The sequence below is a fragment of the Hymenobacter arcticus genome, assembly GCF_054779975.1.
Map to the genome: position 1 here is coordinate 66,417 of NZ_BAAGXF010000011.1, position 17,346 is coordinate 83,762.

A 17,346-nucleotide genomic window follows, 5' to 3' on the forward strand; every position below is an offset into this window, starting at 1 on the left:
GCAACACGTCGGCCTAAAACCGAAGAAGTATTCGGTGCAGTAAGCGTGAGGGTAGCAGAAAGTGGAGAGGCTTTGCTACTAAAAATTTGCAGAAGGTAGTACACGCTGCTCCACGTAACTTTTCGCCCCGTTGCAATGAGAATCCCTAAGCACGCACTTATAGGAGCCTTTATTGTAGCTAGGCAATGGCTTCTCATTTTTGGTCCGGCAGCAGCATCCATAACTCCACCCGAAGCCAGTCATCGTTAGGTCCTAACGCAATTTTATTTCTTATCTGCTGTAAGAAGACCATGACTTACTCACACCTATCGGCCGGTCAAGTCCAGGTATGGAAAATCGCCACGCAGATACTAGATGAGTTTAACCTCAATCCTACAACTACTAACGAACAACAGGGGGCAGTAGCTTATCAGACATTACTGGACCGCTTCGCACAGGACTCCGTCATTCGGCAGGACTACTACACGGGCTGCCGTATCGTGGCAAAACAGGTGGCTAATAGTTACATTGTATGGCTTGCAACTAAACAGCGGAGCAAGAAAATATCGCCCGGTGCGGCATTGCCCATTGCGTTCGACCGGATGGACTTTCACGGCTCAGTTAATGGTGGTTGGGAACTTGATTTCGAGCGGCAAGTTTACCAAGGAGGCGTCAGAACACCGGCTGTGACGGCCCGGGCGGTGCTGACACTGGCTCAGGGGGCCACGTTATACCCAGAGAAGATAGGCATCACTTATTTCGCCAACAGCCGAATTATGCAGCTCACGGGCGGGAACCACCGACTCTTAGCGTATAAGCTACTGGGCATCCCTGCTATCTCACTTGAGAAATTAGAAGCCTGCCAGGTGGTCGTCTACGACGATGATAGCGATGAGCAGCTAAACAAAGATTTGCTATGCCTAGAGGCCTTGGAGCGCTCGCCCGACCCGCGCCAGAGCCAAATAGTGGCAACTGGCAACGAGGCGTTAATCAATACCTTGGCAGCCACATATGGCGGTAGCTTGAATGGTCAACAAGCTACCGAACTCTACCGCTTTGCGGAGTATGATTTGCATCATCACCCCCTGATGCCAAGCTACAATAACCAGAATCCCCTATTAGACCGATTGACTGACTATGCAGTCGCTTATCGGCGAGCCGGGCAGTCTGCCGAATTCGGTCGCGGTTGGGTTGAGCGGATTTTTACGCCTCAGATTTCCAGCAATAAGTTGACAGACCAGCAAAAGGAGCTGGTAGTGCGACTAGCCGCGTGGCGTAAAGGCTACCCACCGCTGGGCTAGTCGCAGGAGTTTGCTCGCCGCCTTGCGTAAGAGGGGTGCTCCTGTTTAGATAATTGGGCCTACCCTTGGAGATGGCCGGGCCTCCTCATCTGATGCATTTAAAGCGTAAGACGGCAGTCTGTTCGGCCAACAGTAGGTTAGGCAGTGGGGAATAAATACTATTTCTCGTATCTGCATAGCGTAAGGCCGACTATCGCCCCAACCTCAAACCTGACCACTAGAGCATGGCTGTACAGCTGGTGAACTGCCTGTTGAAGCGCGTGTATCAACTGCACTATGTGATTTCACTGTGGCATGGCATCAAGCTGTCATTGGGTATGTCAGCTTGACTCCAATATCACGGCTACTGAAGCTCGATGGTCGTGGCTAATTTATTGCCCCAGCCTCACGCATGCTCCACCAGTCCGGTTGGACCAATCTGTCGGCGTAGGTGACGAACTTCAAGTGGTATTTGAACCGCACCGTCGATTGGTAGTGCGGGCTACGTGCCTCGGATAGTTTGCCAGTTACTTCTCTTCTACTCAGCCGCACAGCGGAGAATAGTAGTGAAAGTCAACCACACTACACTGCCCCAAGCTGAAAAGCTGCTTATGGAGGGTGGCGTAGCCGGTAGCTTAGGTTGTTACCAGTTCTCCCCTCCCCTACGCGCCCTGCAAGCAGGCTTAGTAACCGCCATCCGGAACAAGTGCTGGCGACTGGGTGTCAATGCTACTCGCTCTAATTGAATGGAAGAGTTTAAGTCAGTCTAAATCCTCGACTGAGCATATTATCGCTGCTTCTCTTCGTCTGCCCGTTATTCCGCACACAATATATAGTACACTAATAGTGACAGTTAGGTTAGCAATACAAGTTGCGCTAGCAATACTATTTATACTAGTCATAAAAGATGATACAGCAGCACAAGAAGTTTTATTGTAGCTAGTCACACTTTCTTCACTAGTGCTTCTAGCACTTCTAGTGTTTCTAGTTTCTATTGAAGGGTACGTTGATATGTAATCGAAAATTATTATAAGTTACTCATTTTCAACAAATAAAATTGTAAGTCAGTGCAGTCTTAATCCGTTGACTGACCCGCTGAAAACTCTATTGCTAGCAATTCTAGTATTACTAGTAAAAATATTATTAAAAGAGACGCTAGACAAGCTTGTATCTACAGTATATCTTGCAGCGCTATCACAGCACACGTGCTAGCTTTTCTAGTGCTACTAGTATGTCGACTTCAACACAAACGCCTTCGCCTATTCGCCCTCGGGTGATTGCCGTGGCTAATAACAAGGGGGGAGTAGGGAAGACTGCCTCGGCCGCCGCGATTGCCGGAGAACTAGCCCGTCAGGGCCACCCCGTGCTGGCCCTTGACCTAGACCCCCAGGCCGGTAATCTAACGGCCGTCTTACACCAACGAGGGTACCGCGGCGACACGCTGCTCTCGGTCCTGCTTGGGGAAGCTACTTTGGAGGACATCATTGTGGAGTCCAAAGAGCCCAACCTAGATTTACTGCCAGCCTCCATTCAGCTGCTAAGCCAGGAATCACGGCTCCAACGGATTCCCGGCTATCATGGGCTGCTGCGTAAAATGCTGCCGCAGCTCAGTGGCTATGCCTACGTGGTCATCGACTGCCCACCCTCCCTGGGTGATTTAACTAGCCTGGCGCTTACGGCGGCTGATGTCTACGTCATTCCCTGCCAAGCCGAGCAACTAGCCTTCGATGGACTCCACGACATGGTGCGGGCCGCCGGCGTCGTGCGGGAAAACCTGAACGAGCGCTTGGCGCTGGCGGGCATCTTCTTCACGGCTTACCATCCCAATCAACGCGGTACGCTTAACCATGGTACCGTAGAGGCTACTCGTCGCCTCTACGGCGAGCAGGCGCTGCTCCCCAATATTCGCAAGGACATGGCCGTGCCCATGTCCCAGGCTACCCAGCAGACGGTATGCGCCTACGAGCCTGGCAGCCGGGCTGCCCAGGATTACCAGTTGCTCACTCATGCTATTCTCGCAGCCTTATGAAAAAGCCTATTCAAAGCATGGCCGACATGCTGATGCAGTCGGTCGTCAATGCACCTGCTGCACCTAGCGCACCCGCTATGCCAGCCGTACCCTCTACGTCCGCCGCACAATTGCCTGCAGAAGGGGAGAGGCTAGTAGCGTTTGGCCAGCGTATCACGGCTACCCATAAAGAGCAGTTGAGCCGGCTTGCCTTCTGGAGTCGGCGCAACGAACGAGTACTGTTAGAGCGAGCACTCACGGAGTTCTTTGCCCGCCAAGACCAGGAGCTACTACGGCCAATTCCAGAAGAATAAGCGAGAGAAAGCCTGGGTCGAAGCGATAGCCATCCGGCACCAGATAAGAAACAGGGAGTTAATGTTAGGCTTGCAAAAGCAGTTGGCTATTTAGCTAGAACTTGCTTAGTAAGCTTTCCATCCTACAATACGTAAACTACTGACTACTAGTAATAAACAGTACAAAATTCTAATCAAATTTGTACTGTTTATTACTTTTAATTCTACCGTAGTATCAGCACCTCCTTACCCCCCCTGCTTTCCAGTACAAACCCCTGATTAAGGTATATTAGCTGCAAATGCTCCTCAAAAGTCGCAGCCAGATTCAAGCGTTTAGAAAAAGGACCAGGGTTCTCATACATCTGCTTAACCTCTGTCAAATCGTATACTTTCTCAGTTGGAACCTTGGCCACTGGCTTGGCGGCTTTTGCACGAACTGGATTACCCGGTGCAATCACTGGAGGCAACAAGCTGCGCTTAAACTCATCAAGCAGCAGCTTGCCGGTAATACACTTAAAAAGATAGTCTGCCGGCTTACGTATTGGCGTCTTACGCGGCTTCTGCAACACGGTCAGCACGTAGTTCAGATATGCTTCCGGATATTGTCCTTCGGCCAAGTGGCGCCGAATCAACTCGCATCCTTCCAGACTGATTCCTTGCGTTCGCAACTGTTGCACCCAGGATTCCAGCGTTGGGTCCTCCGCTAGCACAGTAATCACGGGCAATTCGAACGGCTCACTGTTAGCTACCTCACCCAATGCTAAGGGCTGGGCGTTGAATGTAAAGCGAATCTGCTCCACCGTTAATCCCTTACGCACCATCTCCATCCGAAAGGCCAAGTCAGTTTTGGCCAGTTCTCTCTGGACTTTGTCCAGCACTTTCGCCTTAAAATTATCGAACCGACCCTTATACTCTTCCTCCTTAATCCCCAAACGAAAACGCAGGTCAGCAATGGTAAACATACGGCTGCCAAAGGTCCGATATTCCGACAGCAGCCAATAGAGCTTAAAAGCATAGTTACCCTTCAAGTGCTTAAGCTCGGCTACGCGGCTCTTCGTAAAGTTGCCTTTTTCAGCAAGTTGTAGCAGATACGGCCGAAAAAGCGGATTAAGTACGAGCACTACTCCACCGCGCTTCTCAATGTAGCTGGCCAGAGCCAGAAGAGGAATTACCCGGTAGTCAGGCTTTTTCATACGCTCTCCAGTAGGCCCGAGCTGCTCTACCCAAAGCTTGCGTTTAGTAATCTGGTCACTCAGCTCCGCAATCTGCGCGTAGGCCTTACCTCCCCCTTTACCCACATCTACCAGTTCTGCTACCGGAATAAAGTGTTCCTTTAACTCCTCATCGTCAGGACTAATCCGTTGCAGCAGAGCAGTAAAAGCCCGCCATTCCAATGTACTTAATTCAAATGGACTGTTAATCAAGGCATTATGCTGCCTTATTTCAGTTAATGCCGTTGATTCCTGAATCGGTATCAGGGGCTTCTTCAAAGGAGCAGGTAAATTCATGAGCACCGGCTAAGATACAACCCGCCTCTATTACTTATCAACTGCATTCACCTACAAGTACTACAGCGCCAGGCTTGACCTTCTAGCTCCCAGCAAGAGGGGGATTTTGGTAGGGATTAGCTGATACAGGCTTAGAAGCTTCCGACCGGAACGGGGTTCTGGTAGGGATTACCTTGCAGCAGACACGGGGTTTTGGTAGGGATTACCAGTTAGCAACAGGACTAGATACCGCCAAAACGGGGTTTTGGTAGGAGTTCCAAGTGGTCAGCTACGGCCCGGTACCACTTAATAAGCTGTACCTAGTCAGGTACAGAAAGCAGATTACTGTGTACCTAGTCAGGTACAGACCTTGTACCTAGTCAGATACAAGACACAGAGTTACTTGTATCTGACTAGGTACAAGTAGCTGCTGGCTAGTAACGGGGTTTTGGTAGGGGGTTGACGGGGTTTTGGTAGGGGATGTTGAATTAGCTGACGGGGTTCTGGTAGGGGGTTAACGGGGTTTTAGTAGGGGGTTGACGGGGTTTTAGTAGGGGGTTGACGGGGTTTTAGTAGGGGGTTAACGGGGTTTTAGTAGGGGGTTAACGGGGTTTTGGTAGGGGGTTGACGGGGTTTTGGTAGGGATATGGGCGCTGGGGACACTGTGTATCAACTAGTTATGGCGCCTATAAGACTTATAAGAGTTAATAAGTAGTAAAGACTAGTCTAGTGATTTTTTTTAGAATCAGCTTGCTCAGAAGCTTACCAACGTTCTCTACCACTAGAGTAGTCTGGCTGCGCACACTAGGGGGCGCCGAAGAGTTCATGTTTTTAACCAAGTAAGTGGTCTCAATAGCTACCGCAAACGGCTACTATATTACACAGCCATTTGGCTGTGTAAAGAGCTAACCGCTGAAGCTGCCGTACCCACTATGACCGTGGACAAGGAGCACAGAGTTACAGTCATATGCAGGCCGACTTCACCGGCCAGCGTGATTGCACCCTGCTGCCTGGTATCGTCGCGCCACTACGCCATCACCTAGCTGCCCACGAACTGCCGGCGGGGCAACGATGCTCGGCAGCAGGGTGCAGTCCCGCTGGTCGGTGAAGTCCGCTTAAATGTGGCTGATGACGCCCCGGCCCTCATCCACGGCCATACTACAGAGGTAATTAAGGGCGCGCGCTTTGCCGGACTTGACGGAGATGCGGGCGTCGGGGTTGGCGGGGCTATAGTGCGTCTTGTTGCGCAATAGGCGGGCTTGCGGACGGCCGCGCCCCAAGGGGCCGCTGGTATGGCGCAGGTACCGGGCGTGGGTGAAGGCTAGGCGCTGCAGCTGATGGGCGGGACTGGAAAGTAAGGCAGCTGGGGCGGGGGCGGGGACGGACACCGCTGGCAGTGGCTCGTCGGCCACGTGTAACGTGGGCGCGGCAGCTTCGGCTGCTTGTTTTTCGCCTAAGCTCTCCAGCTAGGCGTTGGCCTTGACGAAGGCCGAGTCGCCGGCCTGGGTGTGGCCCAGGCCCAGGCCGGCGGCCACGCACTGGGCAAAAACGTGCTCGAATAGGTACTCGAAGACGGCAGCCGGAAAGAGTTGGCGGGTGCGGCTGATAGTGGAGTGCCAGAGCAGGTTCTCGTCCACCTCATAGCCCAGAAAATAGCGGATATCGAGCAGCAGACTACAGTGCTCGACGAGGCGGCGGTCGCTGACCAGATTTTTCAGCCGACTGACCAGCATCAACTTAAAGAAGACTACCGAGTCGAGTGAGGGCTGGCCCGTGTGGCTGTAGAGACTCTGGGTCTGCTCATAGAGGAGAGCATCAAAAAGTGTGGGGCAGTTGGGGTCAGCAGCTTCTGCGGCTAACTTGGGAAGCCGTACTTGTCGGGGAAGACCATGACCCAACCACCTGCTACTTCCCCTCCTGACCGCCTGGCGGTGGGCTATCAGCTCAAGATTCATCTGCTGGGCATCAGCCCGCAAATCAGCCGGCGCGTGCTGGTGCGGGGCGATACCACCCTAGCCGAGCTACACCACATCTTCCAGGTCGTGATGGGATGGGAGAACTGGCACCTGCACTGCTTTCATCTCTGGGGCAAGGACTACGGCCTGAGCTACGCCGGCGGCACGTGGTATGCCGATGATGCCCGCCGGGTCCACCTGGGCGATTTTGCGTGGCAGGCGAACGACAAGTTCACCTACACCTACGACTTCGGCGACTACTGGCAGCACCAGGTGCGGGTCGAAAAACTACTGCCGCCGACGGCCGTGCCGGTTACTCCGATTTGCGTGAGTGGTCGCCGGGCCTGCCCACCGGAAGAAGTTGGTGGCCCCGGTGGCTACGACCAGCGCACGCTCGACCAGTTCAGTTGGCGTTACGAAGCTCATGACCGCTGGCTGGCTGGCGAGGACATTCGGGAAGACGACGTGCCGACCTGGTTCTGGACCTACCAACCGGAGCACTTCGACAAGGACTACGTCAATCGAAAGCTGGCCAAAGTGTATCAACTTAAGGGTAATCCCGATTTTCTGCTCTCGCAAGGCGGCTACGACTACTTTTTCGCGGATTTGAAAGCCTGAAAACTGTATCAGCAAAACCAAGTGGTTTATCTGATACAGCACGAATAGCTTTGCGCCATGCAACAGGCCGTCATTTTCGTGCGCGTCTCCAAGAAGGAGCAGGATTACCAACGGCAGGTGGAGGACCTGCGCGCCGTGGCCCAGAGCCAGGCCGTGCAGGTGGTAGCCGAGATTGCGGAGAAGATTAGCGGAGCCAAGCGGAACCAGGACCGGGAGGGGATTCAGCAGTTGTTGGAGCTGAGTCGGCAAGGAGCCATTCAAAAAGTATTGTCAGCGAGGTCTCGCGCCTGGGCCGCTCCACGGTCGAAGTACTACAAATCGTCGAGGAACTGACCCAGTTGGGCATTAGCATCTACGTCCAAAACTTTGGTATCGAAACGCTCAAAAACGGTAAGCGGAATCCGGTGGCCCAGTTCATGTTCACCTTGCTAGCCGAGTTCGCCCGGCTGGAACGTGAGACTTTGCGCGAGCGCATTCTCTCGGGCATGGACGAGGCGCGGCGGCAGGGCATCAAGATTGGCCGCCCGGTAGGCGCGACGGAAGAAAAAGCCGTCTTTCTGAAAAAGTATGCGGCCGTCGCCCGGCAGCTGCGCGCAGGCCTGAGCGTACGTAACACGGCAAAGCTGTGCGACGTGGCCATCAATACGGTTCGCAAAGTGAAAGTCTTGCTGTAATTCTTACCCCCCCAGCCCCATAAACTTCAAACTACAACTGGTGGCCTGTCCCTCAGCAGGCGAAGAGCCCCTACTCGAAGACGTGTTCACCTGGAGCCGGGAGGACCTGAGCTTAGCCAGCGTAGGCCTGACGCTGGCCGAATCAAAAGAACTGCTGCAACGTCTTCAGCAAATGATGATTACGCAGCAGGTGGCGACGCATCTGCAGGCGCAGCAGCCCGTCGACTTGCGCAAGAAAGGCAGCTACCCGCTCCAGCTGAAAACTTTGTTTGGTAACGTCACCGTCGAGAGCCCACGCTACTATCTGCCGCCCACCGAGGCGGGGCCTAAGACCTTCAGCCCCCTCCAGCACCTCTTTCCGCAGCACGTGACCCCAGAGCGGCTGTACCTGGAAACTAAGTGGGCCAGCCTGATTCCCTACCAGAAAACGGCCGATTTGCTCCACGACGTGCTGCCCCTGAGTGCGAAACTATCGGGCACGACCATCCAACAGCACCTGCACGCGGTGGTCGAGGCGCAGGAACAGCAGCTGCCGCAGGAAGTGGCCCCTTTTCACGGCGTTTGCCAGCGCGACCGCGAGGCCTTGCCGTGCCCGGCCCGCCCGCTGGTTGTCGGCCTCGACGGCGGCTACGTCCGGCACTGGCATAAAAAAGGCTGTTTCGAGGTGATTGCGGGCAAAAGCATCCCTGCTGAAGGGGATGCCAAATGCTTCGGCTTCGTGCAGGAGGTCGATGCCAAGCCGCGGCGGCGCGTGTTTGAGGTCCTGCGTTCGCAGGGGCTGCAGGCCAATCAGGCGGTGGAATTTTTCACGGACGGCGCTGCGGTTCTGCGGTCGCTGACCAGCTACCTGAGTGCGGAGTCCACGCACATCCTGGACTGGTTCCACCTGACCATGCGCCTGACGGTGCTGCAGCAATACGCGCTGGGATTCGTTCAGGTCGACACGGCCAGGGGCAAAGCGCTGCAAGATGGCTTGACTAGTATCAAATGGTACCTCTGGCACGGCAACGCCGAGCGGGCCCTGGAGAAAATACTGGACCTAGACGACGCCCTGGCCACGCACCAAGACGACCCGCTGGTGGCCAGGAAATACAGCAAGTGCAAGCCGTTGGCCCGGCTACTTGCTGATTTTCACACCTACGTGGAGCAGAACAGCGGCTTTATCGTGGACTACTCGGAGCGCCAGCGCTACGGCGAACGGGTGTCTAAAGGTTTTGTGGAGTCGGCGGTGAACCAAGTGCTGGCCAAGCGAATGGTGAAGCGACAGCAGATGCAGTGGACTAAAAAGGGCGCGCATCTGCTCGTACAGGCCCGTACCAAAGTGCTCAATGAGGAATGGGAAGACTGTTTCCGGCAGCAGTATCCGGGCTTCCGGTCAGTGCCAGCAGAGCCGATGCCGATGGCCGCTTAACCCCATTGCCCCACACTTTTTGATGCTCTCCTTTCTTCTTTCTGTTCATCGATGATGGTACGTCCTTCAATTGCTGCTACACCACGGCAAAAACGTCGGTCGGGTCTAGTTCTAGCAGCTCCGTCATTCGGTTTAATTTTTATATAGTTAATATAAAATTTTATTAAACTATATTATTAATTTTATTACAAATACACACACTTTTGTTAGCTTGTTATTGATAGGATATAAGCATATTTTTTGCATAATCTTTGCTATTGTATTTTTTTTACCTTGCAAACTAAGCGTTCCTGTTATACTTGCAGCACCTTTACAGAACTGCCGGTCAACGTCGATATACCCGCGCTCCCCTTTCGCTCTAATTATTATTTTACGGGTTGCATTAGAATACCTTACTATCCTCTCGGATACTAAGATTTTATTGCTTTGCCCTTTCTTTTTAGAGCATTCGCGCGCTTTTTACTTGCTGATTTTCTGGTTAAGCTTTTGCCCAAAACGCCTTTTTCGGCTCGGTGGTAAGCTACGATGAACCTAACTACTGCTGCTGTTAGACGCTACTGATAGCTAAGCAGTTTTTGCCTGCAATTAATCGTTTCCTTCCCTGATTTATGGCCCACGACTACCAGTCTTTTTGGTATTTTTCCTGGCTCCGCTGGGTGGGTGGGCTGCTGTTCGGGCTACTGGTATACTGCCAGGCCGGGGCCCAATGCCTACCGGCGGCCGGCTGCCAGCCCGGCGGCGCACCTACCAATTCCTTGAACCTGGGCTTCGGTATTTTGCGGCTACGACTGGCTAATGTCGATACCACCACGGACGGGGCCACCGATGGCTACCAGGACTATAGCTGTCGCCGGGCCATTCTTCTGAACCGCGGCACCACCTATACGCTACGGGTGACGACCGGGCCTAAAGCCGACGAGCAGGTGCGCGCCTGGGCCGACTTCAACCAGGATGGGGTCTTCGACCCGCTGAGTGAATTGATTTTCTCCTCGGTAGGACGGCAGCACGTAGGCGAGTTCACCGTACCGCCAACACTTACCCCCGGCCGTATTCTGCGCCTACGCATCGCGGCCGACTACGTGAACTCTCCCGTGCCGGGCCCTTGCACCACACCGCAGTACTCCCAAACGGAAGACTACCGGGTCGTTGTCACGACAGTTCCATTGCCGCAGCCGGCGGCACGCTTTGCCGCTGCCGATTCGGTTACCTGTTCAGGTACCATCGTCTTGCGGGACCGCTCCCGTAATGCGCCCACCAGTTGGCGCTGGGACTTTGGCGATGGCACGACTAGCACCCAGCAGCATCCCAGTCACCACTACGCGCCGGGTAGCTACGCCGTAAGGCTGCGCGTGTGCAACGCCAGTGGCTGCGATTCACTAACCAAGCCCGCTTATATTACCATGCGTGGGAACAGCCCCAAGCCAATTGCCTGTCAGCCCGCCACGCGAGCGTACTGCTGCGACTTTGGCGTAGCGCGGGTGCAGTTGGCCGAGCTTGACCACCGGCCCGGTGGCGGCGCGGCTGGTTACCAAGATGCGAGCTGCGCCCACCGGGCTACGCTCCGCGCCGATTGGCCCGACACGCTGCATATTACCACCGGCGGCCAGGCCGCCCATGACGTAAGGGTGTACCTGGACCTCAACAACGATGGTCAGTTCAATCCAACGGGTGAACTGCTCTACCAGGGCCTAAGCGTCAGTAGTCCGAACATCGTGCTGCGCCTCAACTCGCTGAGTCCCGGATTAGTCTATAACCAACCACTGCGACTGCGCATCTGCGCCGACTATGCGGGTAGCCCTGCCGTGGGCCCATGTGTGGCGCCTGAATGGGGCCAGGTGGCCGACTATGCAGTGCAGGTGCTCCCGAACACACGCGTGCCTCACGCGGCTTTCGCACTGACGTACAATCAGGTATGCGGGCCAGTGAAGGTGGCCGTCACGAATGCCAGCCTCGGTAGCGCCAGCTACCGTTGGGATTTTGGCGATGGCACCACTTCTTCGGCTGCTACGCCCCCCGTACATACTTATACCACGCCGGGCGTATACACCCTGCGGCTATTGGCCTACAGCCCCACCCAGATAGACTCAACCCAACGCGAAGTCGCTGTGGCCGCCGCTTGCCCCGCTTACTGCACTGCCGGCGGCTGGGGTGGCAATGAGGACTCGCCCCTCCACTTCACGCGGGTGAAAGTGGCGGACGTGGATAATAAGGAATACCGAGCCCCGCGTGTGGGCTACCGCGACTTCACCCGCTACGTGGCCACCGTGCGCCAGGGCCAGACCGTGTCGGTGCTCACCGAGTCGCTGCCGTTCAGTAGTGGGGGCTTGGGTCCCTGGACGCAGAGCGTCGTGTGGATTGACTACAACCAAGACGGGCAGTTTGGCCCTTCCGAGCAGGCGGGCCACTATACCGGCTATAGCCCGCAAGGCGGTTCCTTCCAGGTTCCGCACAACGCTCGTCTGGGCGCCACTCGGGTGCGCCTGGTTATTTATCTGGCCGCTGACCTGTACGCCAGTAATGGCTGCTCGCCCGAGGGGACGACCGCCGCCATCGAAGACTACAGCGTCGTGGTGCTGCCCGAGCAGGTAGCGCCGCGCAGCGGCTTTACAGCAGACCTGACTACCTCGTGCAGCGGGCAGGTGCAGTTTCGCGATACCACGTGGTCGACGCCCACCAACTGGCGCTGGGACTTTGGCGACGGCACCAGCTCGACCGTGGCCAATCCGCTTCACACCTACGCCACGGCCGGCCAGTACCCGGTATCGCTGCAAACCCGCAACACCTACGGGACCAGTACCATTTCCCGGTCCGGCTACGTAACCGTGACGGGCATTGGCCAGGGCCCCCGCTCCTCCGCCGTGGCTTTATCAACGGGGCAGCTCTGCTGCACCAATGGCATTGCCCAGGCCCAACTGGCTACCCTCACGTACCAGGGTGGCGAAAACCAACCCGGCTACCGCGACGAAACCTGCCGGCAGTCAGCGCTGCATCTAGCCGCGGGCAGTAGCTATCCCATCGCCGTGAGGCGCACTGACCGCTTTGCTTACCACTTTGTCTACCTATGGCTCGATGCCAACGATGATGGTGTATTCGACCCCAGCGAAAAGCTATTCGTTTCGACCTCGACTTCCAACATCCCCCTGAAAGAAGGCACGTTCACCATCCCGACTACGGCGCTGCGCAACCGGCCCCTGCGCCTGCGCCTCTTCTGGCACGGGTTGCGCGGCGACGATTACAAAACAGTCTGGCCCGTGCCCGACCCCCAAACCCGCGACGAGGACTACGACCAGGTGCGTGACTTTACCGTGTGGGTAGCCGATGCGGTGCTGGCCACCGCGCCCGCTGCAGCAAGCACGGGGTGGGTGGTGTATCCTAACCCAACTGCGGGCTTGCTAACCCTCGCGGGAGCCGACGCTGGCCACGGGGTTGACCTTATCAATAGTCTTGGGCAATTTGTCGGGCATTTCACCGCCCGCCCCGCTACGGGAGGAACCTTTCAAATTGAGTTAAAGGCCCTGCCGCCCGGACTTTACATCGTCCAGCTCCCCGGCCTTGCCGGGGCCAGGCGAATAACAATAGAGTAAATCTTAACCGCCCTAAGCATAAAAAGAGGCATCTGCCTACTAGCCTACAAGCACCAGAATATTGCAATTTAAGCACTATGAAAAAACGGTTACTGCTGCTCCTTTTAATAAGTTTTTGCTGGTCGGTGCGGGCCCAGATTCCCGGCGAACCCACCACTGTACAAGGGCCCAATGCCGCCAGTTTGGGGCAGTATGGAGATATACCCGTATCATTGTTTACTGGATTACCTAATATTGAAATTCCGCTCTATACGGTGCAGGAAGGAAATATTACAGTTCCACTTTCTCTCAGCTACCACGCTTCCGGTTTCCGGCCAGACATGCATCCCGGTTGGGTAGGCATGGGGTGGAACCTGAACGCGGGTGGGGCCATTAGCCGAACGGTGCATTATATACCGGACGAGTACGACAATCCAAATCTGACCGGTAAGGCGGGTTTTTATTTCAACTCCGCCCTGTTAAACTCGTCCAACTGGTTCGATGTACAATCCATCGCTAACGTAGCGCAAACTAATACGTCCACCCGTAAGGACCCAGAGCCAGACGAGTTCGCGTTCAACTTTGGCGAATACAGTGGCAAATTTTATTTTTCTTCAGAAGGCAAATGGAAGGTCAAATGTAATAAACCTGTAACCGTAGCACCTTACTCGGTAACGGTAGATGGACAAGCCTCTTACTTCCTTGACTGTGCCATTCCGCTCCAATTTAACCATAATCACTTTCGGGAAGGTGCCTCTAGAACATTTGCGGGCTTCGTCGTCACCACTGAAAACGGTACTCAATACATATTTGGCGGTACTAAAACTGCTATTGAATATCAAATCGACCTATTTGGTCAACTCGATAGGGAGTGGGCAGCAGGAACCTGGAATTTGACCCAAATCATTCATCCTGATGGGCACCGCGTGGATTTCACTTACGAGCGCATCAGTGGAGAATACGTCTCGCAGATGTACTACAATTTAGGAGGCATTATCTCAACAAAAATTCAATACAACAATACGGGATTCTTTGACCCAACGCCGAGTTCCCCTTGCAGTGGCTTCCAAGGGCCACCATCCTATTACAATTCTATCTCAGGAAAGCTTATTGCCCCGGTTTACTTGACGACCATAAAAACTTCCCTCTGCACCGTCACTTTTGGCCGGGCTCAATCGGTGCAACTTCGGTACCGAGAAGGAACGGACCTTGAATCCGCGTATCAAGGCCACAATCCTGGAGGGGGAGCGGAATTCTTGAGCTACCTAATGCAGGGAACGCCTTATCTACAATATCCCTACTGCTTAGACCGCCTCCAATGGCAAGAGTTGACGGACATCAAAATAAGCACTACTACGACTGCTACTCGCTTGGGCCAGTCAGTCAAAGGATTTACGTTTAGGTATAACAACAACGCTAACGAGCGGCTTACGCTGCTGGGTGTGACTGAGCAAGGCTCTTCAATTGGTTCAGCTAAGCCGCCGTACCGCTTCGGCTACAACAAGTATCACAACCTGCCGGAGTACTTGCTTGACCGGAACGACCATTGGGGATTTTATAATAAGAATTACGTTGAACGTGGTAATGCTTCTCCCAACTACTTAGGCTTCTACTCTCATCGGGAGCCAAGCCAGGATTCAGCTGTCTACCTAGCGGGAATGTTAACGCGCATCGTTTACCCTACGGGTGGAGTCACTGATTTCCAATTCGAACAGCATGGATTCGGCACAGAACTGGCCGAGAACCGGTATGTTGTCCCTCCTGCCCCTAGGTCACAGACTCCTGCCGGGGGAGTTCGCATCAAAAAGATAACCAGTTACTCGCCCGACCAACCCAATCAGAAACTGGAAAAAGAGTACTTCTACGTAATTGGGTTTGCTAGTGGTGCCTCCGCACCTAACCCGGCAAGCTTGCCATCTAGTGGCGTATTAGGTGGACGGTCCCGTTATACCTGGGGCAGTTACAAGGCACGGTCCTGGAACCAACCTGCAACTTCTTACAGCCGCACGCTATTCTCCGCGCAGTCAGTGCTGCCGGCGAGCAGCAACTCGGCCGGCAGCCACATCGGGTACAGCAACGTCGTCGAAAAGCGCAGTGATGGTAGTTACACCCAGTATGCCTACAGCAACTTTACCGCGGGCAATGGCGACCCTGGTCACCTTGATGAGCCACCCCTCAATCAATTGCAAGTCGAGTTTACCGACCCTGATATTAATGATACCAATCGAATCTTATATGCTCCCTATTGCTCTACGGAGGAAGAGCGCGGCAAGCTGCTTCGGGAAGAAGCATTCAATAGTGCCGGCCAACGCGTTCGGCAAAAGGTGATTGACTACGTGGCATTTAATAAAGACACGGAGTTTGTTCGCGCAATAAATGGGTCAAGTGCTAAAGTATGTGTCGAATCACCTGCCAGCTTTGACGAAGGTGCCTCTTACAAGCTATACACCTACTCGTATTTACCAATCCGAGAAACCGAGACGCTTTACGACCCTAGCGGCAATAACCCAATTACGACGGTTAGAAATAAAGCGTATAGTTCACTGGGCTATCGGCTCGTGACGTCCGAGTCTTCCACGGACAGCAAAAATCAAACCATTACCACCACTTACCGCTACCCATTCGACATCACTTTTCCGGGGAGTAGCACTGCCACCCAGCCGCTGACTGACCCGGTTGCCAGTGCCGTCTATGCGATGACGGCAAAAAACATGATTGGCTCCCCAATTGAGACGATTACCACCCGCAACGACTTGGTCACCGCCGCTACGGTGCAGACTTATCGCCTGGGCGGACTGAATAATAGCAGCATTTTACCCTTCCAATACTTTAGCTTGGAAGCAGCCCAGCCGCTGAGCCAGTATACACCCACCTCGTACGGCAATTTATCGGGCAGTAAAATGATTATCGGCGGGGGGATACCGCAGATGCAGTTAAAAGCCACCTTTACCCAGTATGACGCCAAGGGCAACCTGCTGAACTTGGTTAAAAATGGGGTCACGAATGCTGATTATACGGTTACCGGGGGAACCACCAGCAGTTATTTGTGGAGCTACCAGAATACGCTGCCGTTGGCTAAAGTAGAAAACGCTGTCCCTGCCGAAATCTTCCACAGTAGTTTCGAAGAAGATAAAATGATTGCCACGGCCGCGCCCGACGTTCCGGGCACGTGGTTCAGCCCTTATGGTTATTTGAAATTTGAAGCCACCCCAAGCGACCGGCCCTCGCTGCGCAACGCTGCGCATACGGGGCAGTTGGCGGCCGCCATGTATACCACTTATCAAGGTGAACAGGGCCAGGCTTTTGGTCCCACCTTGACGATTCCGGGCCGCGCTAAACGATTCATATTCTCCGGCTGGGTGTACAGCAACGGCCCGGCCGCGCAAATCTGGCTCCTCATTAACCAAGCCGGTGCCCGCAATGCCGACGGGACCATCAATTATTACGACTACTTAAATAATAACCTGACGCCGGTCAACTTGAGCACCAACGTGACCGGGCAGTGGGTTTTTCTGGAACAGGAGGTGGACGTGCCAGCCAACGCGACACTCTTGACCCTGCGATTGACCAACTTCTGGAACGACGCGGGTAGGGCGGCTGCAAGCGTTAACGGCGGGGGCGTTTGGTTCGATGACGTGCGGATTCACCCCGCCGACGCCCAAATGACCTCCTATACGCACTCTCCCCTAATAGGCGTGAGCAGCATGTCGGATGCTAACAACCACCCGGTCTATTATGACTACGATGAATTGAGTCGGCTGTGGCTCGTGCGGGACCAAAACCGCAACATCATCAAGCACTACCAATATCATTACCAGCGCTAGGTGCTGACTACTTAGCAGTGCTTGTTAAATCGTTTCCTGTCTACTCTTTATCATGGTAATAACCTCTACTTCCTGCCAGACAGTTATCAAGCTTTACCGGTACCCGGCCTGGTTTTTTAGCCTCCTATGTCTGGTGGCGTCGCTGGCCGTGCTTCCAGCTCAGCAGGCGCGGGCGCAACAAATTGGCTCGCCGCGGGAAGACCCGCAGAATACGCCGGTTAATACCGCAGTGGAGTACAGCTGGTACAACAGCA

The 17,346-nt window shown here is 54.4% G+C and carries 10 protein-coding genes and 1 pseudogene; 8 read left to right on the forward strand and 3 right to left on the reverse strand.

The window, feature by feature from the left end; genetic code table 11:
* Positions 1-290: 290 nt before the first annotated feature.
* From ACYVGC_RS17300 to ACYVGC_RS17310, 3 genes are all read left to right on the forward strand, one after another.
* A complete protein-coding gene (locus ACYVGC_RS17300) occupies positions 291-1,280 on the forward strand; it encodes a hypothetical protein (protein WP_460585104.1) in 990 nt (329 codons plus the stop codon).
* Positions 1,281-2,490: 1,210 nt separating this feature from the next.
* Positions 2,491-3,288 (forward strand): ParA family protein, encoded by a 798-nt coding sequence (locus ACYVGC_RS17305; RefSeq protein WP_460585105.1) that lies wholly within the window; start codon positions 2,491-2,493, stop codon positions 3,286-3,288.
* Positions 3,285-3,581 carry a hypothetical protein gene (locus ACYVGC_RS17310; protein ID WP_460585106.1) on the forward strand — a complete coding sequence of 99 codons (297 nt, stop codon included), beginning with the start codon at positions 3,285-3,287 and terminating at the stop codon, positions 3,579-3,581. The genes ACYVGC_RS17305 and ACYVGC_RS17310 overlap by 4 nt, the downstream gene beginning before the upstream one ends.
* 203 nt (positions 3,582-3,784) lie before the next feature.
* On the opposite strand, the gene ACYVGC_RS17315 is transcribed toward ACYVGC_RS17310, so the two are convergent.
* From ACYVGC_RS17315 to ACYVGC_RS17325, 3 genes are all read right to left on the reverse strand, one after another.
* The gene (locus ACYVGC_RS17315; protein WP_460585107.1) at positions 3,785-5,068 is read right to left on the reverse strand and encodes a RepB family plasmid replication initiator protein; all 1,284 of its coding nucleotides are present in this window, start codon (positions 5,066-5,068) and stop codon (positions 3,785-3,787) included.
* A 1,094-nt stretch (positions 5,069-6,162) separates the two neighbouring features.
* Complete coding sequence (locus ACYVGC_RS17320; RefSeq protein WP_460585108.1) at positions 6,163-6,435, reverse strand: hypothetical protein; 273 nt, start codon at positions 6,433-6,435, stop codon at positions 6,163-6,165.
* Between the two features lie 78 nt (positions 6,436-6,513).
* Positions 6,514-7,002 carry a transposase gene (locus tag ACYVGC_RS17325; RefSeq protein ID WP_460585109.1) on the reverse strand — a complete coding sequence of 163 codons (489 nt, stop codon included), beginning with the start codon at positions 7,000-7,002 and terminating at the stop codon, positions 6,514-6,516.
* Here ACYVGC_RS17325 and ACYVGC_RS17330 point away from each other — a divergent pair.
* The 5 genes and pseudogenes from ACYVGC_RS17330 to ACYVGC_RS17350 all read left to right on the forward strand — a co-directional run bounded on the left by ACYVGC_RS17330 (position 6,937) and on the right by ACYVGC_RS17350 (position 17,092).
* Complete coding sequence (locus ACYVGC_RS17330) at positions 6,937-7,620, forward strand: plasmid pRiA4b ORF-3 family protein (RefSeq protein ID WP_460585110.1); 684 nt, start codon at positions 6,937-6,939, stop codon at positions 7,618-7,620. The genes ACYVGC_RS17325 and ACYVGC_RS17330 overlap by 66 nt on opposite strands.
* 57 nt (positions 7,621-7,677) lie before the next feature.
* Positions 7,678-8,294, forward strand: a pseudogene (locus tag ACYVGC_RS17335) (recombinase family protein).
* An 82-nt stretch (positions 8,295-8,376) separates the two neighbouring features.
* Positions 8,377-9,705 (forward strand): ISKra4 family transposase, encoded by a 1,329-nt coding sequence (locus ACYVGC_RS17340; protein WP_460585195.1) that lies wholly within the window; start codon positions 8,377-8,379, stop codon positions 9,703-9,705.
* A gap of 608 nt (positions 9,706-10,313) precedes the next feature.
* The gene (locus tag ACYVGC_RS17345; protein ID WP_460585111.1) at positions 10,314-13,289 is read left to right on the forward strand and encodes a GEVED domain-containing protein; all 2,976 of its coding nucleotides are present in this window, start codon (positions 10,314-10,316) and stop codon (positions 13,287-13,289) included.
* A gap of 77 nt (positions 13,290-13,366) precedes the next feature.
* Positions 13,367-17,092 carry a hypothetical protein gene (locus ACYVGC_RS17350; RefSeq protein ID WP_460585112.1) on the forward strand — a complete coding sequence of 1,242 codons (3,726 nt, stop codon included), beginning with the start codon at positions 13,367-13,369 and terminating at the stop codon, positions 17,090-17,092.
* Positions 17,093-17,346: the final 254 nt, after the last annotated feature.

Excerpts from the sequence above, each read along its gene's own strand:
- ACYVGC_RS17350 (WP_460585112.1), top strand. The coding sequence starts at position 13,367 with ATGAAAAAACGGTTACTGCTGCTCCTTTTAATAAGTTTTTGCTGGTCG.
- ACYVGC_RS17330 (WP_460585110.1), top strand. The coding sequence starts at position 6,937 with ATGACCCAACCACCTGCTACTTCCCCTCCTGACCGCCTGGCGGTGGGC.
- ACYVGC_RS17305 (WP_460585105.1), top strand. The coding sequence starts at position 2,491 with ATGTCGACTTCAACACAAACGCCTTCGCCTATTCGCCCTCGGGTGATT.
- ACYVGC_RS17315 (WP_460585107.1), bottom strand. The coding sequence starts at position 5,068 with ATGAATTTACCTGCTCCTTTGAAGAAGCCCCTGATACCGATTCAGGAA.
- ACYVGC_RS17310 (WP_460585106.1), top strand. The coding sequence starts at position 3,285 with ATGAAAAAGCCTATTCAAAGCATGGCCGACATGCTGATGCAGTCGGTC.
- ACYVGC_RS17325 (WP_460585109.1), bottom strand. The coding sequence starts at position 7,002 with ATGAATCTTGAGCTGATAGCCCACCGCCAGGCGGTCAGGAGGGGAAGT.
- ACYVGC_RS17300 (WP_460585104.1), top strand. The coding sequence starts at position 291 with ATGACTTACTCACACCTATCGGCCGGTCAAGTCCAGGTATGGAAAATC.
- ACYVGC_RS17345 (WP_460585111.1), top strand. The coding sequence starts at position 10,314 with ATGGCCCACGACTACCAGTCTTTTTGGTATTTTTCCTGGCTCCGCTGG.